Source organism: Clostridia bacterium, assembly GCA_024653205.1.
GTDB lineage: Bacteria > Bacillota > DSM-521 > Neomoorellales > SLTJ01 > JANLFO01.
In genome coordinates, this window is sequence record JANLFO010000010.1 from 45,542 (window position 1) to 64,453 (window position 18,912).

The following is an 18,912-nucleotide window of genomic DNA, read 5'->3' on the forward strand; positions in this document are numbered from 1 at the left end:
TTTCCTCCTTCCTTCCGCCCGTTTCCTCGAACCACTACTTCTGCTCACGCATTTTCCGGAAGCTGTCCCATACGGGACCGCGGATCCGCGGAACGGTCGGCTCGATCCAGTAGATCCGCCACTCGGCCCCGCACCCCGGGCACTTCACCTGCTTGGCTCCGGGCGGCACCTCGATCCGGTGGTAGCACTCGGCATTGTGACAGCGCACCTTACCGTAGGTTCTGGTCTTTGACAGCTCCTCAGAGGTGGAGTGGATGCTCTTGATGTCGGCCACACGCGTCACCTCCTTTATTGGGTATAGGTTGGCAGTTCTTCTGAGATCAGCCCGCTTGCAGGCCGTAGGCCTCCTGAAGAAGCTTTATGGGGTGAATGACCTTCACGCCCGCGCCGGTCTCGATCTGGAGCTGGCAAATGCCGCAGTCGGTCACCACCCGATCGGCCGGCGTTTCCTTTACGTCTCCCACCACTTTGGCGGCTATGCTCCGGGAAAGGCGGAAATTGCGCTTCTCGAAGCCGTTCGTCCCGCCCATCCCGCAGCAATTTCCGGCTATTTTCTTGTAGGTGAGACCCGGAATAAAGCGCAGGAGATCTACACTCTTGTCCACTACCGCCTGGCCTTGGGCCCGGAGGTGGCAGGGGAGGTGATAGAAAACCGTCTCCGGAATAGGCCGAAAGTCATGCTTGAGCTCGCCCTTTTCGGCCAGCATACTCAGGTATTCGCTTAGGTGAAGGGTCTTCTCCGCTACCAGACAAGCCTCCTCACCGGGCACAAAATGGGGATAGCTGCGCTTCAGCATGAGGCTGCAACTGCTGCAGGTAAGCACAACGTACTCGCACCCGTCCTGCAACGCGCGGCTCAGCGATGCCACGTTATCCTCCATGTTCTTGAACGCACCGCGGATGTTGCCCTTGGAAACCATAGGCAAGGCGCAGCAAGCCTGGGGCGGCACCTCGACCTCTACACCGTTGTGCTCCAAGACCCGGACAAAGGCCTTACCTATCTCCGGATCGTAGTAGTTGGCAAAGCATCCGGTGAAAAAGGCTACCTTACGCACTACTTCTCACCGCCCTTCCGCCTCTCGGCGAACCAGGCGGCGAAGGTTTCGCGGTGGAAGGGGGGCATCCGGACTTCCCGGTGTATCCCCACCGCCACTTCCATGGCCCACCGAACCGGCTTGATCTGCATGCCGTAATTGGCCAACGGCGCCACCATGCTTCCCGCTTTGGCCATCAATTCCGACCGACCCAATACCATGTGGCTCAGCGGAACCCCGTGTTTCCTAACGTGGTCGAGTTTGGCCTCCCACATCAGGTGCGGGAGGTCTATCTCCAGGGGACAGGCCAGCCGGCAACTCTCGCAGTGCAGGCAGACGTCTATCGATCTTATGGCCCCGTCCAGAAACTGTTTGAGGTAGTTACGCGGCGTCCACACCCAGTCCACCTCGGTAAACGAGTGCCGGATAGGACAGCGCTGGTTGCAGGCCCGACAACCGATACAGAGGAAAAGCTCGCGGAACTTGCTCTGCAGGAGGCTCTTCCGACCGTTATCCAGCATCAGGAAATGGAGCTCCCGCCCCTTCTCTGCCAGCGCCGCCGACGGCTCCAGCACCGGTGGTTCACCGCCGGGCCCGGGAACGCCGGGTTGAACCTCAAATAGCATACTTTCCGCGCCAAAGAGACCCATGCACCGAGCCTGAAAGAAGGCATCCTCGGCGTCTTTGGCCAGCTTATCCAAACCCACCACGATGACTACCTGGCGCGCCCGCTCGAGGTCCTTGTAAATGTTGGTGAAGTGCTGAAGGAAAAAGACCGTGCCGTCCGCCGCAGATACGGCATTTACCCCGAGGAGGGCCACGCACTCCTTTACCTCACCGTTCGCCGGCGGCAGTCCGGAAAGCCTCCTGGAAACCTCAAAGTCAAAGCTCAGATTTCGATCCAACAGGCGGGGTAAATCCCAATAATCGTTAATGCCCTTCTGGGTGGGTTCAAACTCCTGACGGTACGAATTCCACACGGTAAAGCCCCGCGACTGCAGTTGGGGCTTGAGCTCCCGGCGGACCACCGCCGAATTGTTGGTGAGGATAACTTTCCCCGCAGCAACTCCTTGGATGTATTCTACCGCCTCGCCTGCGGTGGCGGCTAACCTGGTTCTGACCTCCGGATAGCGATCGGGCAGAATGCGCGTGAGTTCCTTTTCCAGTCCCTCTAGATTGTCTGCGGCGTATTCACGTACTTCCCGCAGGTGCCGCTTTACTGCGGCCAGATCGCCAGCCTGGACATCCGGACCGGGGGCCTTAAGCAACTTAAACCTTTCGGCCACTGCCGAACGTTTCGAGTCGGGCACGGGCTCCATTATCCGTATGGGCAGGCTGGCGTTCATAATCCACTCCCTTTCCTTAAGTCGCGACGCCCGCGTCGTTAACCGTACCAGTCGCGAACTGGCTCACCCGCCGCGCTATCCTGTCTAACCCGCGGCCTTCTCGTCCTCTACCAACCACAGGGCCTCGTTGATGTTCAGCTCCAACATGCGCACACTGGCCAGGATCCGTTCGCAGTTACGTACTACGGCAGGGATTTCGGACATGCTCGAGAGTTGGGTGGCGCTTTCCCGCAGGTTTTGGATGAGCGCCGCCATCTCTTTTAGGTTTACTTCAGCCATGCAGGAACTCCTCCCTTGACAGCCGGACGCATCCGACTTTTTTAGGCTGGACCCAAAAGGAAAAGCTCGTCCCTTCTCTAAACCTCCCGGCAAGGGACGATCCTCTGACGGAGAACCAGACATTTGCGGGATACAAAGGACGGCCCACCCGCGGGGTATACTCCACCGGGTGAGGCCTTCTCGGCAGGTTTGTACTAACGGCCTGAACGAACTTTGCTCCCCCGGTTTCGCCGGTTGAGAAAGTCATGAGGAGTTCTCCTTCCCCAAGGACAATGGGCCGTTGTGCGTTCCTTGGCGTGAACAACCCTCTCCCGCGCAATAATGTATCAGAAATTCATCTCGAAGTCAATACGTGTGGATAGATCTCTCCACTACCGGTAGCAGTTCATGGAAGTGAACTCCTCCGTAGGCCGTGGGTTTATAATGCCAACAAAATTTACTTAGCGCCGTCAATATAGAACTAAACGGCAGTTCTCCAACAGCTCAGTATCCTGATCGGCCTGCCGGCAGTACCTTGGGATTGTCGGACTCGGGTTCGTGCTCCGGCGAAAAAGAAAGCAGCAACAGGATCAACACCAGGAACAGCATAAAGGGATTGGCCGCCGGTTTGCCTCCGGCGGTCTGGAGATCGCCGGACCCCATGAGTCGGCCGAAGGAGTGTATTGCCCTTTGCCCTCCTTCGCTGGTCAACAGCTCCACGCAGGTTTCTGCCAGCTCGGTGGCGGCTCCGGCCTGCGGGCTCAAGAAAGGCCGTAAGTCACGGAGCAGATTCAGGATTTGCGGATCTACAGGCGTCCAGTTCATATCTGTCCCCCTCTCATCCTCCGGAAACGGATTTGTGCCCGGTCACCTCTCATACTATGCGTGGCCCGGCGGCGACGCCACCCCGCGGGTTGCATAAACCCTCCTCTAACTTCCAAGACTATATTTTGAACCCAATAACAAGAGCGGAGGGACCATTGATGGCCTCGCAACTCGCCGACAGACTCCGGCGCCGCTGGCCTCTGTTCCTCGGCCTGGGAGCGGCCGTGGTGGCGATGATAATCTACGGGCTTGTCGGCGGCGAACGTAAACCGCAGACGGTTCCGGAAGTCCCGGTACAGGCATACCGAGCGGTCCGGGGGGTATCCAGGGCAGATGAGGTCGATCTCTTAGCCCGCCTGGTGGCGGCCGAGGCGGCAAACGAGCCTTACGCCGGTCAGGTGGGCGTGGCAGCAGTAGTACTGAATCGGGCAGAGCATCCTTCTTTTCCTAATACCCTGGCCGGAGTGATATACCAGCCCCTGGCCTTCGAAAGCGTGTCCAGGGGTTGGATTTGGCAGGCTCCCGTATCCGGTAGCGCCCGCCGGGCGGCCGTCGACGCTCTTAACGGCTGGGATCCCACTTACGGTTCGCTATACTTCTGGAATCCGGCCAAGCGGGTCAGTCCCTGGATATGGACCAGACAAATCGTCACCCAAATCGGGCGTCACGTTTTTGCCCGTTAGGCCGAAGAACGGGGAGGAAACCCTATGCGCAATAAATGGTGGCGCGCAGCCGCCGTAATAGGCTTGTGCGCGGCCCTGGCCGGCTGGGCCCTGTGGGAAAGGGCCGGCCGTGCCGATTACGTCCACGCAGTAGAGGCCGACAATCAGCTGGAGTTCTATAATCTGATCTCTCGCGTAGAGCAGGCGGAGGTGGCCGCCTCCAAGGCTTTGGTAGCCGCCAGTCCCCGTCAACAGGTGCTCTATCTGACGCAACTCTGGAACGAGGCGGCCGACGCTCAGGATTCGCTGGCCCAGTTACCGGTAGGGGAGCTAAACCTGTCGGCCACCCGCAAGTTCCTGGCCCAGGCAGGTGACTACGGTCTCGCCCTGGCCAGGAAACTGGCGGGAGGGGAAGACCTCACCGTAACGGAACGGGACCAGCTCAGCCGCATCACCGCTCAACTGGGCGAGTTCGGCCGACGACTGCACCTCCTGGAGACTCGCCTGGACCAGACCAATTTCCGCTGGTCAACTCTCGCCGTCCGGCCCCCCGGCTCCTTCATGGCCGGCAGAACCGCTCGTGCCTCAACCGAGCTGGAGCAATTAGCGGAACTGGGCAATTTCGACCGCCAGCTTCAGGAAGTGCCCAGCCTCACCTATGACGGCCCCTTCTCCGACCACCGTCTCCAGGTGGCGCCCAAAGGAGTTACCGGCCCCCGCCTCAGCCGCAGCTCCGCTCAGGCCAAGGCCCTGGCTTTTGCCCGGGAAGCAGGCTTGCGGGATCTCCGGGTGGCCTCTTCCCGTCGCACCAGCGGCCCCATACCGGCATACTCCTTTGCCCTCGACTCCACCCGCGACGGGGCCCGTATTACCGTAGACGTAACCGAGAAGGGCGGCCACATAGTGCAAATGCTGAACGACCGCAGGCTGGCCGCCGCCCGCCTGAACGCCTCCCAGGCCCTCCGCAAGGCCCAGGCGTTCCTCAATCGGCACGGCCTCAAGAACATGCTGCCCACCTACAGCCTGAGCGAGGCCAATGCCCAGACCATCACGTTCGTGGCCACCCAGCAGGGCGTATTACTCTATCCCGACCAGGTCAAGGTTAAGGTGGCCCTGGACAACGGAGACATCGTGGGCTGGGACGCCCTGAGCTACCTTACCAATCACCATTCCCGCCGCCTCCCCCGCCCCCGCCTGGACGAATCCGCCGCCCGCTCGCGGGTTAGTGCCGATCTGCAGGTAGGACGCGGCCGGCTGTGCATTATACCCACGGCCGGAGGACAAGAAAAGCTGGCCTGGGAATTCTCCACCCAGGCCGATGGGGACCGTTTCCTGGTATATATCAACGCCCTTACCGGGGCAGAAGAGCAGATCCTGAAGGTGGTGGAACAACCGGGCGGCCAACTTACCATGTGATATGTACGGGCTAGAAGTCCACCTGCAACAGCTCCAGGACATTCTGGATACGGTTGCAGATGGTGGACTTCTCCGAGCCCGCAAACAGTAGGCCCACGGCATAGCGTTCCTCGTCCAGTATCAGCGAACCGCTGTCCCCGGGTTTGGCCAGGGCCTCGGTAACAAACTGGTCGGAGAACACGGCCTCGCGGCCCTCGTCGAGGGTCACCTTGACCGTGGCGCCCACGGCCACCACTTCGCCCCGGTTGACACCGGAAGAACGACCGCTCTTGAGAACCCGCATACCCACGGCGGGTTCTCTTACTCCTCGAACCGTTCCCACTTCCAGTATCTCTGCGGTAACGGCGTCCGGACTGACCGGCTTGGCCAGCGCCGCATCAACCAGGTTCTCCGCGCTCAGCCGTCGATAAAGGCTCAGCCGATACTCCGGCCGCACCAGGCCCAGTACCCGGTTGGCCAGCCTCTCCGCCGCCCGGGCATGCTTACAGGAAGCCTCCTCGTAGTCTCTCCTCAGGGGAACAAAACGATAGAGGTGACCGAGCACCGCCTGTGCGCTGCCTCCGTCGTAAGGACCGGGCTGATAGATGGGATCGCCTATCATTGCCCTACCGTCACTTCCATTGGTGGAATTTGCCAGCACGTGATTGTTCGACAGTATCATAAGCTCTCCGGTCAGACGATCGCGAACTACCGCGCCGAAAGTCCCGGCGGTAATACGGTAATGGCCGATGCTCACCCCGGGTGGAGCCGGCCGGACGTATTGTGTTCTGCTCAGAAACCTCACATCGCCGACCTCGATTACGTCCACCGCTACCTTACTGAGGGCACGGGGAACCCTCTCCTCGCGTTTCAGTTCGGTTAGCGGCACCTTGCGTTTGACCAGCACCACTATGGCCGGCTCCTCCGTAGCCCGGCCCCCAACCCGGCGCACGCCGTGGCCTACCCCCACTACGTTCGGCAAACTCAACAGGTCCTCGCGGTGGCGCCGGCAAAGCCGACCCAGATCCACCCCGCCTCACCCCCCGGCGATTGCTTCCGGTCCATCGTATGAGGAAGCGCCACCGGGGGTTACCGAGCGACAGACCGCAGACGCCGGCAGTAGGCCCGGGCCTGCCCCGGCCGGGTTTACGGCGAGATGCCCGGCCCTTCAACCCCAAAAAAGGAAGCCCGCCCCCGGTGCGGAGGCGGGCCGGACGTTGGGCGAACCGTCCGTTGCCGGCCGACTTAGTAGTCCATGTCCGGCATGTGCGGAGCGTGCTTTTCCTTCTCCGGGATCTCGGCCACCAAGGCCTCGGTGGTCAGGAGCATGGCGGCGATGCTGGCCGCATTCTGAAGCGCGGTCCGTACCACCTTGGCGGGATCTACGATACCCGCCTTGACCATGTCCACGTACTGCTCGGTTACGGCGTCGAAGCCGATGCCGGGCTTCTCGTTCTTTACCCGCTCCACCACCACCGAGCCTTCCAGGCCGGCGTTGACGGCGATCTGCCGCAGCGGCTCTTCCAGCGCCCGGCGCACGATACGCACCCCGGCTATTTCGTCGCCTTCCACCTTCACGTCATCCAGCACCTTGATGGCGTTGACCAGGGCGGTACCGCCACCGGGGACGATACCCTCTTCTACCGCCGCCCGGGTGGCCGACAGCGCATCCTCGACCCGGTGCTTCTTCTCCTTCAGCTCGGTCTCGGTGGCCGCGCCCACCTTAATGACCGCCACGCCACCCGCCAGCTTGGCCAGGCGCTCCTGCAGCTTCTCGCGGTCGTAATCGGATTCGGTTTCCTCAATCTGACGCTTGATCTGGGCAATGCGGCCGTTGATGGCATCCTGTGTGCCGGCACCCTCCACAATGGTGGTGTTCTCTTTATCAATCTTGACCTTCTTGGCCTGGCCCAACATGCTCAGATCCACGTTCTCCAGCTTAACACCCATATCCTCGGAGATGAAGGTGCCGCCGGTAAGGATGGCGATGTCCTCCATCATGGCCTTACGCCGGTCGCCAAACCCCGGAGCCTTGACCGCCGCCACCTGGAGGGTGCCGCGGATCTTGTTGACTACCAGGGTGGCCAGGGCCTCGCCCTCCACGTCCTCGGCAATGATGAGCAGCGGCTTCCCGGTACGTACCACCTTTTCCAGCAGCGGCAATATGTCGGCTACCGCCGAGATCTTCTTCTCGTGGATTAGGATGTAAGGCTCCTCCAGTTCTACCTCCATGGTTTCGGGGTTGGTCACGAAGTAGGCGGAGATGTAGCCCTTGTCGAACTCCATTCCCTCCACTACTTCCACCGTGGTGGTGATCCCCTTGGATTCCTCCACGGTAATGACCCCGTCTTTACCTACCTTCTCCATGGCTTCGGCGATCAACTCACCGATCTCCCGGTCGTTGGCGGCAATGGAGGCCACGTGGGCGATGTTCTCCCGGGTTTCCACCGGTTGGCTCATCCTCTTAATGTCCTCTACCACCGCTTCCACGGCCTTCTCAATGCCGCGCTTGATGAACACCGGGTTGGCGCCGGCAGCCACGTTCTTAAGCCCTTCCAACACTATAGCCTGCGCCAGTACCGTTGCCGTGGTGGTACCGTCACCGGCCACGTCGTTGGTCTTAGAAGCTACCTCCCGGCACAGCTGGGCTCCCATGTTTTCGTAGGGATCCTTCAGCTCGATTTCCTTAGCTACCGTTACCCCGTCCTTGGTGATGGTCGGGGAGCCGAACTTCTTTTCCAACACCACGTTACGACCCTTCGGTCCAAGGGTCACCTTCACTGCCTCGGCAACGACGTTGACTCCCCGCTCCAAGGCCCTTCTTGCCTCTTCATTGAAAGCCAACTGCTTAGCCGCCATTGACCTGCAACCTCCCTTTACGGCAATTTACTTGGTGACGTGGCCGGCTACTCCTTAACGGCCAATATGTCGGTTTCGCGCAGGATCAGGTACTCCTGGCCGTCCACCTTGACCTCGGTCCCGCTGTACTTGGCGAATACCACCCTGTCTCCAACCTTGACCGAGGGAGCCACCCGGGTGCCGTTATCCAGCAACCGGCCCGGGCCTACGGCCACTACCTCACCTTCCTGCGGCTTTTCCTTGGCCGTGTCCGGCAGCACGATCCCGCCTTGGGTGCGCTGCTCCTCCTCGATCACCTTTACCACTACCCGATCCTCAAGTGGCTTGAGCACAGGCCACCCCTCCTCAGACCTGAGTTTCTGTTAGCACTCAACCCGCCCGAGTGCTAACAGCCACTCTTATAATGCCAAAAGACGGAGGAGATGTCAAGGGTAGTGTCGGCATTCTAATCCACCCACCTGACCACCTCGTCCAACGCCCGCCGAGGGACGGGAGGAGGGTTCTCGGCGGCATACCCCAGGGGCACCAGGGCCACCGGACGGATCCCAGCGGACAGACCCAAGGCGCGGCTCGCCTCTTCTTCTACGAAAGCGCCTACCCAGCAGGCCCCAAGCCCGGTCGCGGCGGCAGCCAGCAGCAGGTTTTCCAGTGCCGCCGCGGTATCCTGCAAGCAGTACAGGTACCGGCCCCGGTCCCCGTACACCGAAGCCGACTGTTCGGGCATTGCGCAGACCACCATCACCACCGGCGCCTGGGCCACAAAGGCCTGACGCGCCGCCCGAGCCAGGGCCCGCTTCACGTTTGGCGCCCGCACCACGTAAAAACGCCAGGGCTGCAGGTTTCCCGCCGACGGAGCCAGACAGGCGGCCTGCAGAAGGCTGGTCAACAATTCCACAGGCACTTCCTCCGGCCGGAAGGAGCGAACGCTGCGCCTTTGCCGGATCGGCCACCATAATTCCTCCATAACTTTCTCACCCCTCGGTGTAAGGTTTTGCCAGTATGGGGCTCCCTATACCTTCATACCATTGAACCGGTCTGACCGGCTACCGGCAAAAAGGAATAGTATGCCTAAAGGCAGAACTAAACCCTAAGCATCTTTGCCGCGGGGTAGGGTTAACCGCTTCGCGGGCCCGGCGGCGGAAGGACAGGAGGCGCGGAAAAGGGCTTGTCCCAAGTATTTGTTGGTTACCGCCGGAGCGGGTCTTTTTTCGACTGCCTGCGGGAGCACCGGTACCGGTACAACTACCCCCACCGGTGCGATGGCAAAGAATTGCTAGCGGTGATAGAGGACGCTACCGTACCTTGTGCGTTCTTCGACCCCCAGTATCGTGGGGTTCTGGACAAGCTGGCCTACGGAAACGAAGGGGTGAGCCGGGGCACGGCGCGCTGCCGATTACCGCAGATGAGCGAGAAGACCATAAAGGAATTCATCGCCCAAATAGCCCGCGTCTTAGTGCCGAGCGGACACCTTTTCCTTTGGGTAGATAAATTTCACCTCTGCGAGGGGGTGTCGGGGTGGCTGCCCGGGGTGCTTCAGGTGGTAGACATGATCGTCTGGAACAAGCTCAAGATAGGAATGGGATACCGTACCCGTCGGCAGTGCGAATACCTTCTGGTGGTACAAAAGAAGCCCGTTCGCGCTAAGGGAGTATGGGCGGTGCACGACATACCCGACGTTTGGGAGGAAAAAGCCTCAGGACCCCACCCCCACGCCAAACCGATAGGTTTGCAGGTCCGCCTTATAGAAGCGGTTACGAACCCCGGCGAAGTAGTCCTGGATCCTGCGGCAGGCAGTTTCTCGGTCCTGGAGGCCTGCTTGAGAACCGGGCGCACCTTCCTGGGTGGAGACATGATCTACGGCGAGGACTGGGCTCCCGAAAACCCGCCCCGGGCAGGAGACAAACAAAGGCAATAAAACTGGTGGCGAAGGCGGGATTCGAACCCGCACGTCCTCGCCGTTACCCTCCCGGTCTAAGGTATCTACCAAGCCGTTCGTTTGGCTGCGTCCAGACTGAGGGACCAGCAGGCAAATCGAAGGTATCACCTCTATTCCTTCCTTACCATCAAGTCTGAGGCCTACACTCTAATGCGAGCACGAAGTAATTGCTGAACCTGTGAGTAATAACGGTCTTGTCCCAAACGTCGTAGAAAAGCGGCTCCTCGAACCCCTGTGGTATAACAGGGGTAGGAAATACACCAAAAGGAGGTAACCGCCACCGATGCCAGTATACCACAGGATAGACGTCGAAGGCCTTAAGGTTTTGGGACAGGCCCCAAGTCTTCCGGAGAAAGTGGAGTTCGCGTTCCTAAAGAAACTGATGGCCCGCCAAAACTTGCTAGAGGCGATGTTCAACCGGCTGGTAGAAGAACTGACAAAGCACCTTCCCGACTTTGGCCGGGTACTGGCCGTAGACGGAAAAGCCATAGCCAGCTTTGCCCGAGGCAGAAAGCGTCAAGCCGGCAAAGTGGTTAAGCGTGATGGCCGGCGCGATGTGGATGCCGACTGGGGCCAAAAGACCCTGCGGGTAGAAAGAGAAGACGGCAGCAACTGGGAAAAGGTAGTGCGCTGGTTTGGCTTCAAGCTCCATCTGGTGGTAGATGCCACGTACGAGCTACCGGTAGCCTTTAGGGTCACCCCGGCCTCGGCCAGCGAAATAAAACAAGGCCACCGGCTCATAGACCAAATGGCCGAACAGGCACCCGTTATCCTCAAAAGGTGCGAATACTGGTTAGGAGACCGGGGCTATGACGACGGCAAACTCCACACCAAGCTATGGGACGAACACGCCATAAAGCCGGTCATAGACATCCGCAACCTGTGGCGAGACGGAGAAGAGACCAGGCTTTTAACCGGCTGGGGCAATGTGGTTTACGACTATAAAGGTCAGGTGTACTGCTACTGTCCTCAGACCGCACGGCGCCGGCCCATGGCTTACGGTGGGTTTGAAAAGGACCGGGGCAGCCTAAAGTACCGGTGTCCGGCGCGGCACTACGGACTAACCTTTATGGGCATGGACCGTTGCCGGGTGAAAGGAGCGGTAAGGATCCCGCTCAAAGAAGACCCTCGGATCTTCACTCCCCTGGCGCGGTCCAGCTACGCCTGGGAGAGCATCTACAAAAAGCGTACTGCGGTAGAGCGGGTAAACAGTCGCCTGGACCGGGTATTTGGCTTTGAAGAGCACTACATCCGGGGGCTAAAGAAGATGACCCTGAGATGTACCCTGGCTCTGCTGGTAATGTTAGTCATGGCTTTAGGAAGAGTGAGAGAGAAGAGGGGGCAAAACCTGCGCAGCCTGGTCAGCGCCGCCTAAGCGGGACGGGATCCCAAAACCAATCCGGCAGGGGGAGGGGGTAGTATATCTCTTTTTGCCCACCTGGCCTACAGATAGTGGACGATGTTCCTAGGGTTGGCAAAAGGGCAAGCCTGCGGTTGGCTAGGGTCCGCCAAACCGGCTCCAATAACTGCCATCCCCACGGTAACAGCAGGGTCAACGCAAATGCCTCCTAATTCTGTGCGATTGACTTTTTACATGTAAGGCTTATAATTTTGACTAGTTCACTATTAATGATTAAGGAGGTGTTACTAGAATGGGTAACTCTAGGAAACTACGGCCTATAACCATAGTTACAATCATCTTTCTCGCCCTTATTATGGCCACTGCGGTAGGGTGTTCGAAAACACCTGTTCAACCGGAGTCCTCGCCTTCCAAGGACAAAATCGTCATAGGCCAGGCAGTCTCACTGTCCGGTCCCCTGGGGCAAGCCTCCATTACAACCCGGGCCGTCTACGAAATCTGGGTAAAAGAGGTGAATGCCAAGGGGGGGATCTACCTAAAGGAGTACGGCAAGAGCCTTCCACTAGAGTACTATTCCTACGATGATAAATCCGACGTGGGAACCATGACCAAGCTGGTAGAAAAGATAATACTGGAGGACAAGGCAGACCTGATCTTACCCCCGTGGGGTACGGAAATGCTTTATGCGGCCTGCCCCATAGCCAACAAGCACCAGTACGTCCTTGTGGGCGCCGCGGGCGGAGCCGCCAAGCTCAAGGAGATCATGCCTAGCCTGCCTTATGTTTTCCAGGTACTGAACTTTTCCGAGACCCAGACTCCGGCGCTGATCGGCATTCTTAAGGAACTGGGAGCGCAAACGGTAGCGGTCATTCACCACGACCATCTCCACGGGGTCGAATACGCCACGGTTACCGTGCCCGCACTAAAGGAAGCCGGTTTTCAGGTAATGATGGCAAAATCCTTCCCATCCGGTTCTAAGGACTTGTCCCCTTTACTTAAGGAAGCCAAGACTCTCGGTGTCGATGCTTTCATCTCCTTCAGCTACCCCGAAGAGACCATGCTTCTGACCCAGCAGGCCATAGAGTTGGGTGCGAACTTCAAAGTGTTCTTCTGTAGCGTCTACCCGTATTCGCCGGATTACCGAGATGCTTTCGGTGCACAAGTGGTGGAAGGAGTGATGGGAGGTGGCGCTTGGAACGAGGAAAGCTCTCCGGGCGCGAAGGAATTCGTAGCCCTGTACAAGAAGTACTTCGGCAAGGAACCCGACGACTACTGGGGCCAGCTTTATTACTACGCTTCTCTCCAGCACCTGCAGCAGGCCATCGAAGAGGCCGGAAGCCTTGATCAGACTAAGATAAGAGACCTTCTGGCCACCCGGACGTACGACACCTGCATTGGACCCTTCAAGTACGACCCGGACCGATTCTTCAGGGGTCATCTGGGTCAGATTGGACAGTGGCAAAAAGGGGTGTTCGAGGTGGTGGACCCCGGTCCGCATCGGACCGCGCCCCCCATCATGAAGCCCCCGTGGCCCAAGATGTAGCGGGCACTTGGAGGAGGTATTTCACGTGACCGATCTCTCCGTTTTCAGCCGATTGGGCTTTCTAAGACCTCCGGTAGGCGTCAAGTTCCTGTTCTTCCGTCCGGAGGGAATCGATCCGCTCGCCCCTGATAAGGAGTTATCCCTTTGCGAAATGCTGGTGGAAGCCCAGAACGCGTCACGGCCCTTCTACTTTTGTCGGGAACATGCGGAGACCTGTGTGGGGAAGATCCTGTTAGGAATGGAGGATATGGAGGCCTTTGCGGAGAGCGGGCAGATCGGTGAGAGGCTGAAGATCTTTCAGGAAGCGCGGGCCAACTCGCGACTCTATCAGTACGTGCCGCGCCTCGGCAAGAACACGGTCAATTACGTTGCCTTTGCGCCGCTCGAAAAGCTGACTTTTGAGCCCGATGTCCTGATCCTGAACGCTAGCGTGCGTCAGGCGGAAGTGGTGTTGAGGTCAATGTCTTACTCAACAGGCGAGATCTACACCTCCAAGTCAACGCCGGTAATGGGGTGCGCCTGGACATACCTCTATCCTTACCAAAGCGGAAGAATAAACTACGTGCTTCCGGATACGGTGCACGGCATGCGCGCCCGGGAGCTCTTTCCTGAAGGAAGCATGCTGCTCTCAATCCCATACCAATGGCTGGGAACCATAGTTCGGAACCTGAACGAAATGAACATAGAGTTACCTTCCTATCAGGGTAAGGAGCGCTATCTGGTCGAATTCGGAAACATTTTGAGGGACCTGGTTGAACAGGCGCGGAACCCCTAACTGAGGCGCGCGTCTCTTAAGGCACCACTTGGTTACGCCGATGAAGAAACGAAGCGGCAGGTGAACCGGCGAAGGAATACCAAGATAAGGCGGCCGGCAAATTGGCCATTCCTGCCAATTCCGGCCGCCACCAAGCTGCGCAACTCGCCCCATCATTAAAAGAACTGGTGCCGAAGGCGGGACTCGAACCCGCACGTCCTCCGGGGGACAGCAGATTTTGAGTCTGCCGCGTCTGCCAGTTCCACCACTTCGGCACCCATTCATAGTTTAGCCTTCCAGGCCCACACTGTCAAGGTTTTGTGCCGGTTCGGCTCACGTTGCACACCTGTTGGCCTGGAGTATTCCCAGGCCTTGTTGCGGGATTCAACATATCCAGTGCTGCAAGTATTTCCGTTGACAGTATATATGTTCCAGGTCCGGCACGCCCAAAACGCACCCCGGCTGCCCTACGGGAGGGCGGGCGGGATGGCGCCAAAGGCTCCCGGCGGGTGAGATTGACAACCGCCCGGCGGAGTACTACCATGGTTTATGCTAAAGGTTAACCTGCTTTCCTGCCGCGGTTAACGTAATACCGCGGGAATAGGCGGGCAAGAAAACCAGAGAAAGAAGGAAAAACATGAATTCCTCGCTCATCCGGGAAGCCATGCAAACCGTACTTCGCGGCGGCCGCCTGGGGGAAAAGGAGGCCCTGGAACTGATCAACCTGCCTTTGGACGAAGCCCCGGATCTGGTAGCCGCCGCCCACCGCGTGCGGCTGGCCTACAAGGGCAAGACGGTCAGACTCTGTGCCATCGTCAACGCGAAATCGGGCCGCTGCGGCGAGGACTGCGCCTTCTGCGCCCAGTCGGCGCATTACCGCACGGCCGCCGCCGTGTATCCCCTGCTGCCGGCGGAAGAAATCCTGAGCCGGGCCCGGCTGGCAGCCTCCGAAGGCGCCTGCGGTTTCGGCATCGTTACCAGCGGAGTCCGCATACGCCGGGGAGACGAATGGCAGGAACTCTTGCGGGCGGTGCGCCTGATCTCCCTGGACGGCCGGTCGGAGCCCCACGCCTCCCTCGGCCTGCTCACCCCGGAGCAGGCGCAAGAACTCAGGGCCGCAGGCGCCACCACCTACCACCACAATCTCGAGACCGCACCCAGCTTCTTCCCCAGCATCTGCACCACCCACCCCATAAGCGAGGACTTCGCCACCATCCGGGCGGCAAAGGGCGCAGGGTTGGCGGTATGCTGCGGGGGCATACTGGGGCTGGGTGAGACTCCCGCCCAGCGGGTGGAACTGGCCCTCACCCTGCGGGAACTGGAAGTGGATTCCGTGCCCCTCAACTTCCTCAACCCCATTCCCGGCACGCCCCTGGAGAACCGGCCGCTGCTCCCGGCCTGGGAAGCCATCAAGGCGGTGGCCGTATTCCGGCTGCTGCTTCCCGACAAGGACATACGTCTTTGCGGCGGCAAGGAAAGAACCCTGCGCCAGCTTCTTCCCCTGGCGCTGTTGGCCGGAGCCAACGGGCTCATGACCGGCAACTACCTTACCACCTCCGGCCGCCAACCGGAACTGGACCGGGAGCTCGTCGCCGACCTGGGATTCGAGCTGGTTTCCTGAGAGAAAGGAGAAATAGCCGTGTGGTGGCCGGAATTGGAACCGGAACTGGCGGCCCGCAGGACCCAGGGGCTGTACCGCACCCTGGTGCCGCTCCTGGCCCGGCAGGGCCCGTGGGTCATCCTGGAGGGGAAGAAGGTCCTTAACCTCTGCTCCAACGATTACCTCGGCCTGGCCGGGCACCCGCGCCTGGCCGAAGCCTGCGCCCGGGCCGCCCGCGATTGGGGAGCGGGGGCGGCGGCCTCTCGGCTGGTATCCGGCGATCTGGCCCTTCACGAGCAGTTAGAAGACAAGCTGGCCCGCTTTAAGGGCACGGAAACGGCCCTGCTCTACAGCTCCGGGTACCAGGCCAACCTGGGCGTGATCGCCACCTTGATGAGGGAAGGCGATCTCATCCTCAGCGACGCCCTCAACCACGCCAGCCTGATCGACGCCTGCCGCCTGAGCCGCGCCCGCGTCCTTATATACCGCCACCGGGACCTGAACCACCTGGAGGACCTCCTGCGGGCCCACCGTTCCTACCGCCGCAAGCTCATCGTGACCGACGGTGTCTTCAGCATGGACGGCGACCTGGCCCCCCTCCCCGGGCTGCTGGAGCTGGCCGCCGGGTACGGAGCGGGCCTGTACGTGGACGACGCCCACGCCACCGGTGTGCTGGGCGCCGCGGGCAGGGGCGCGGCGGAGCATTTCGGGCTCGACCCCCGTCGCCTTCTCATCATGGGCACCCTGAGCAAGGCCCTGGGCGGATTCGGCGCCTTCCTGGCCGGTCCGGAGGTGGTGCGCTCCTACCTGGTGAACTTCAGCCGGCCGCTCCTCTACACCACCGCACCCCCGCCGCCCATGGTGGCCGTGGCCCTGGAGGCGTTGGAAGTGCTGCAGGAGGAGCCCTGGCGGCGCCAGCGTCTCTGGGAACTCACCGCCTGGTTCCGCACCGAGCTCCGCCGGGCGGGCTTCAACACCCTGGATAGCGAAACCCCCATAATTCCCGTGGTGGTGGGAGAAGCGGAGCCCACCCTGACGCTGGCCGGGGAACTGCTGCGGCAGGGCATATTCCTTCAGGCCATGCGGCCTCCCACCGTGCCCCCCGGCTCCAGCCGGCTGCGGCTGTCTCTCACCGCCGCCCACACCCGGGAAGACCTGGAGCGCGCCCTGGACGCCCTGGTAACGGCGGCGAAAAAGCTCAACCTTATACCGGGAGGCTAGGATCATGTCCGATCGCACCGGGCATTTGGCCCAAATGGATCACCGCTACCTCTGGCACCCCTTTACCCATCTCTCGGAGTGGCTCGCCGTGCCGCCCCTGATCGTCGAGAGGGCCGAGGGAGTGTATCTGTACGATACCGAAGGCCGGCGCTACCTGGACGGGGTTTCCTCCCTGTGGGTCAACATACACGGGCACAACCGGGCGGAAATCAATCGGGCCATAACGGACCAGCTGGGCCGGGTGGCCCACAGCACCTTACTGGGCCTGGCCAACCCGCCCGCCGTAGAGCTCGCCGCCCGTCTGGTGGCCCTGGCTCCGGGCCGCCTGAGCCGGGTCTTCTACTCCGATACCGGGGCCTGCGCGGTGGAAATCGCCCTGAAGATGGCCTTTCAGTACTGGCAGAACCTCGGGCAGAGGCGTAGAATCAAGTTCCTGGCCCTGGAAAATGCCTACCACGGCGATACGGTGGGCAGCATGAGCGTGGGCGACATGTCTCTGTACTACGACCTCTATCGTCCCCTGCTCTTCGAGGTCCTTCGGGCGCCCTCGCCTTACTGCTACCGCTGCTCCCTGGGGCGGGAACCCCAAACCTGCGGACTGGCCTGCGCCGACGAACTCGGGCGCCTGCTGGCCGCCCACGCCGAAGAGGTGGCGGCGGTGATCCTGGAACCGCTGGTTCAGGGGGCGGCGGGAATGATCGTCGCCCCTCCCGGCTACCTCAAAAAGGTGGAGCAGTACTGCCGGCAGTACGGGGTGCTCCTGATCTGCGATGAGGTGGCCACCGGGTTCGGCCGGACGGGCAGGATGTTCGCCTGCGAGCACGAAGGGGTGGAGCCGGACCTCATGGCCGTGGCCAAGGGGATCACCGGCGGCTACCTGCCCCTGGCCGCCACCCTGGCCACGGAAGAGATATTCCGCGCCTTCGTCGGCGGTCCGGAAAAGACCCTGTACCACGGGCACACCTACACCGGCAATCCCCTGGCCTGCGCCGCCGCCCTGGCCAGCCTGGACCTCTTCGAAAAGGAGCGCACGCTGGAGAAGCTGGGTCCCAAGATCGGGCTCCTGAGCCGGCTCCTGGCCCCGCTGAAGGAGCATCCCCACGTGGGAGAAGTGCGCCAGAAGGGATTCATGGTGGGCATAGAACTGGTGGCCGACAAATCCCGGTGCCGGCCCTACCCGCCCCAGGCGCGCATCGGGCACCGGGTCTGCATGCAGTGCCGGCCGAAGGGAGTAATCATCCGGCCCCTGGGAGACGTAGTGGTGCTGATGCCGCCCCTGGTAATTGAAGAGCCGGAACTGCGGCGCCTGGTAGCCGCGGTGGCCGAGGCCGTAGACGAAGTCTGCGGGCGGGGGGATGGGGCTTGAAACCCGGCCTCTTCGTTACCGGCACCGATACCGGCGTGGGCAAAACCCTGGTTACGGGTCTTCTGGCGGCAGGGCTTAAGGCCCGGGGACTGGACGTAGGGGTAATGAAGCCCCTGGAGACCGGCTGCGCCGCCGATGAGGGGGACATGCGGCCGGAGGACGCCCTTTACCTGCGGCAGATGGCCGGGGTGCAGGACGAACTTGACCTCATCTGCCCCTATCGCCTGCGCGACCCCCTGGCCCCGGGCGTGGCCGCGGAAGAGGAAGGGGTAGAGGTTAACCTTATCGTCATAAGGAAGGCTTATCAGGAACTGGCACAGAGGCACGAATTCCTGCTGGTGGAATCCGCAGGGGGATTGCTCGTTCCCCTGAGCGGCGAGCTTCTTACTCCCCACCTCATAAAGGTTCTGGACCTCCCGGTGCTGGTAGTGGCGCGCAACCGGCTGGGCACGGTCAATCACACCCTGCTCACGGTCAACGAAGCCCGCCGGTGGGGGCTGACGGTGGCCGGGGTGCTCCTCAACCGTTGTGAGCCCCAGCCCGACCTCTCGGTCCAAAGCAACGCCCGGGTCCTGGAAAAGTTCCTTCCGGTGCCGCTATGGGGAGAAGTCCCTTACTTGACCCAGCTTCCGGACCGTGAGCAGGCGGCCCGGCTGGCGCAAGAGGTGCTGTTGCCGGTGCTGGAATGGTGTGTTAGGATAGGATAAAGTGAGGCCGCGAGACGGCCCGATCGGTGAACCGCCACTGCGAGGG

Annotated in this window: 18 protein-coding genes, 1 tRNA gene and 1 pseudogene; 10 read left to right on the forward strand and 10 right to left on the reverse strand. The window is 60.8% G+C overall.

The window, feature by feature from the left end:
• Positions 1 to 34: 34 nt before the first annotated feature.
• The 5 genes from NUV99_06740 to NUV99_06760 form a co-directional block, all read right to left on the reverse strand.
• A complete protein-coding gene (locus NUV99_06740) occupies positions 35 to 274 on the reverse strand; it encodes a hypothetical protein (GenBank protein ID MCR4419812.1) in 240 nt (79 codons plus the stop codon).
• A 46-nt stretch (positions 275 to 320) separates the two neighbouring features.
• Positions 321 to 1,055, reverse strand: coding sequence for a heterodisulfide reductase-related iron-sulfur binding cluster (locus NUV99_06745; GenBank protein MCR4419813.1), 735 nt, complete (start codon positions 1,053 to 1,055; stop codon positions 321 to 323).
• Positions 1,055 to 2,380: a 4Fe-4S dicluster domain-containing protein gene (locus NUV99_06750; GenBank protein MCR4419814.1), complete on the reverse strand. Its 1,326-nt coding sequence runs from the start codon at positions 2,378 to 2,380 to the stop codon at positions 1,055 to 1,057. The genes NUV99_06745 and NUV99_06750 overlap by 1 nt, the downstream gene beginning before the upstream one ends.
• An 84-nt stretch (positions 2,381 to 2,464) precedes the next feature.
• Positions 2,465 to 2,659 (reverse strand): hypothetical protein, encoded by a 195-nt coding sequence (locus NUV99_06755; GenBank protein MCR4419815.1) that lies wholly within the window; start codon positions 2,657 to 2,659, stop codon positions 2,465 to 2,467.
• A gap of 483 nt (positions 2,660 to 3,142) precedes the next feature.
• On the reverse strand, positions 3,143 to 3,463 hold the full coding sequence (locus NUV99_06760; protein MCR4419816.1) for a hypothetical protein: 321 nt from the start codon (positions 3,461 to 3,463) through the stop codon (positions 3,143 to 3,145).
• A gap of 314 nt (positions 3,464 to 3,777) precedes the next feature.
• Between NUV99_06760 and NUV99_06765 the strand changes: the two are divergent.
• Both NUV99_06765 and ypeB read left to right on the forward strand, forming a co-directional pair.
• A pseudogene (locus NUV99_06765) lies at positions 3,778 to 4,146 on the forward strand (cell wall hydrolase).
• Positions 4,147 to 4,170: 24 nt separating this feature from the next.
• Positions 4,171 to 5,541 carry a germination protein YpeB gene (gene ypeB / locus NUV99_06770; GenBank protein ID MCR4419817.1) on the forward strand — a complete coding sequence of 457 codons (1,371 nt, stop codon included), beginning with the start codon at positions 4,171 to 4,173 and terminating at the stop codon, positions 5,539 to 5,541.
• A 10-nt stretch (positions 5,542 to 5,551) separates the two neighbouring features.
• On the opposite strand, the gene NUV99_06775 is transcribed toward ypeB, so the two are convergent.
• The 4 genes from NUV99_06775 to NUV99_06790 form a co-directional block, all read right to left on the reverse strand.
• Complete coding sequence (locus NUV99_06775; GenBank protein ID MCR4419818.1) at positions 5,552 to 6,550, reverse strand: S1 family peptidase; 999 nt, start codon at positions 6,548 to 6,550, stop codon at positions 5,552 to 5,554.
• Between the two features lie 215 nt (positions 6,551 to 6,765).
• The gene (groL, locus tag NUV99_06780) at positions 6,766 to 8,379 is read right to left on the reverse strand and encodes a chaperonin GroEL (protein MCR4419819.1); all 1,614 of its coding nucleotides are present in this window, start codon (positions 8,377 to 8,379) and stop codon (positions 6,766 to 6,768) included.
• A gap of 47 nt (positions 8,380 to 8,426) precedes the next feature.
• The gene (groES, locus tag NUV99_06785) at positions 8,427 to 8,711 is read right to left on the reverse strand and encodes a co-chaperone GroES (protein MCR4419820.1); all 285 of its coding nucleotides are present in this window, start codon (positions 8,709 to 8,711) and stop codon (positions 8,427 to 8,429) included.
• Between the two features lie 113 nt (positions 8,712 to 8,824).
• A complete protein-coding gene (locus tag NUV99_06790; protein ID MCR4419821.1) occupies positions 8,825 to 9,343 on the reverse strand; it encodes a nitroreductase family protein in 519 nt (172 codons plus the stop codon).
• 252 nt (positions 9,344 to 9,595) lie between these two features.
• On the opposite strand from NUV99_06790, the gene NUV99_06795 reads away from it, so the two are divergent.
• The 4 genes from NUV99_06795 to NUV99_06810 all read left to right on the forward strand — a co-directional run bounded on the left by NUV99_06795 (position 9,596) and on the right by NUV99_06810 (position 13,993).
• Positions 9,596 to 10,294: a site-specific DNA-methyltransferase gene (locus NUV99_06795; protein MCR4419822.1), complete on the forward strand. Its 699-nt coding sequence runs from the start codon at positions 9,596 to 9,598 to the stop codon at positions 10,292 to 10,294.
• A gap of 304 nt (positions 10,295 to 10,598) precedes the next feature.
• A complete protein-coding gene (locus NUV99_06800; GenBank protein ID MCR4419823.1) occupies positions 10,599 to 11,690 on the forward strand; it encodes a transposase in 1,092 nt (363 codons plus the stop codon).
• A 277-nt stretch (positions 11,691 to 11,967) separates the two neighbouring features.
• Positions 11,968 to 13,218, forward strand: coding sequence for an amino acid ABC transporter substrate-binding protein (locus NUV99_06805; GenBank protein MCR4419824.1), 1,251 nt, complete (start codon positions 11,968 to 11,970; stop codon positions 13,216 to 13,218).
• A gap of 25 nt (positions 13,219 to 13,243) precedes the next feature.
• A complete protein-coding gene (locus tag NUV99_06810) occupies positions 13,244 to 13,993 on the forward strand; it encodes a DUF169 domain-containing protein (GenBank protein MCR4419825.1) in 750 nt (249 codons plus the stop codon).
• Between the two features lie 165 nt (positions 13,994 to 14,158).
• Here the strand turns inward: NUV99_06810 and NUV99_06815 are convergent.
• Positions 14,159 to 14,247: transfer RNA gene (locus NUV99_06815), tRNA-Leu, on the reverse strand.
• Positions 14,248 to 14,609: 362 nt separating this feature from the next.
• On the opposite strand from NUV99_06815, the gene bioB reads away from it, so the two are divergent.
• The 4 genes from bioB to bioD are packed head-to-tail and all read left to right on the forward strand — an operon-like array spanning position 14,610 to position 18,866.
• Positions 14,610 to 15,593 (forward strand): biotin synthase BioB, encoded by a 984-nt coding sequence (gene bioB / locus NUV99_06820; protein ID MCR4419826.1) that lies wholly within the window; start codon positions 14,610 to 14,612, stop codon positions 15,591 to 15,593.
• 18 nt (positions 15,594 to 15,611) lie between these two features.
• Positions 15,612 to 16,793 carry an 8-amino-7-oxononanoate synthase gene (gene bioF / locus NUV99_06825; protein ID MCR4419827.1) on the forward strand — a complete coding sequence of 394 codons (1,182 nt, stop codon included), beginning with the start codon at positions 15,612 to 15,614 and terminating at the stop codon, positions 16,791 to 16,793.
• Between the two features lie 4 nt (positions 16,794 to 16,797).
• Entirely contained in the window at positions 16,798 to 18,159 is a 1,362-nt protein-coding gene (gene bioA / locus NUV99_06830) for an adenosylmethionine--8-amino-7-oxononanoate transaminase (protein MCR4419828.1), read from the forward strand.
• Positions 18,156 to 18,866: a dethiobiotin synthase gene (gene bioD / locus NUV99_06835; GenBank protein ID MCR4419829.1), complete on the forward strand. Its 711-nt coding sequence runs from the start codon at positions 18,156 to 18,158 to the stop codon at positions 18,864 to 18,866. The genes bioA and bioD overlap by 4 nt, the downstream gene beginning before the upstream one ends.
• Positions 18,867 to 18,912 lie beyond the last annotated feature (46 nt).

What these genes read in the sequence shown, in the direction of transcription:
- NUV99_06755 (MCR4419815.1), bottom strand. Translation starts at nt 2,659, where the DNA reads ATGGCTGAAGTAAACCTAAAAGAGATGGCGGCGCTCATCCAAAACCTG.
- groL (MCR4419819.1), bottom strand. Translation starts at nt 8,379, where the DNA reads ATGGCGGCTAAGCAGTTGGCTTTCAATGAAGAGGCAAGAAGGGCCTTG.
- NUV99_06760 (MCR4419816.1), bottom strand. Translation starts at nt 3,463, where the DNA reads ATGAACTGGACGCCTGTAGATCCGCAAATCCTGAATCTGCTCCGTGAC.
- NUV99_06805 (MCR4419824.1), top strand. Translation starts at nt 11,968, where the DNA reads ATGGGTAACTCTAGGAAACTACGGCCTATAACCATAGTTACAATCATC.
- ypeB (MCR4419817.1), top strand. Translation starts at nt 4,171, where the DNA reads ATGCGCAATAAATGGTGGCGCGCAGCCGCCGTAATAGGCTTGTGCGCG.
- NUV99_06790 (MCR4419821.1), bottom strand. Translation starts at nt 9,343, where the DNA reads ATGGAGGAATTATGGTGGCCGATCCGGCAAAGGCGCAGCGTTCGCTCC.
- bioB (MCR4419826.1), top strand. Translation starts at nt 14,610, where the DNA reads ATGAATTCCTCGCTCATCCGGGAAGCCATGCAAACCGTACTTCGCGGC.
- NUV99_06800 (MCR4419823.1), top strand. Translation starts at nt 10,599, where the DNA reads ATGCCAGTATACCACAGGATAGACGTCGAAGGCCTTAAGGTTTTGGGA.
- NUV99_06750 (MCR4419814.1), bottom strand. Translation starts at nt 2,380, where the DNA reads ATGAACGCCAGCCTGCCCATACGGATAATGGAGCCCGTGCCCGACTCG.
- bioA (MCR4419828.1), top strand. Translation starts at nt 16,798, where the DNA reads ATGTCCGATCGCACCGGGCATTTGGCCCAAATGGATCACCGCTACCTC.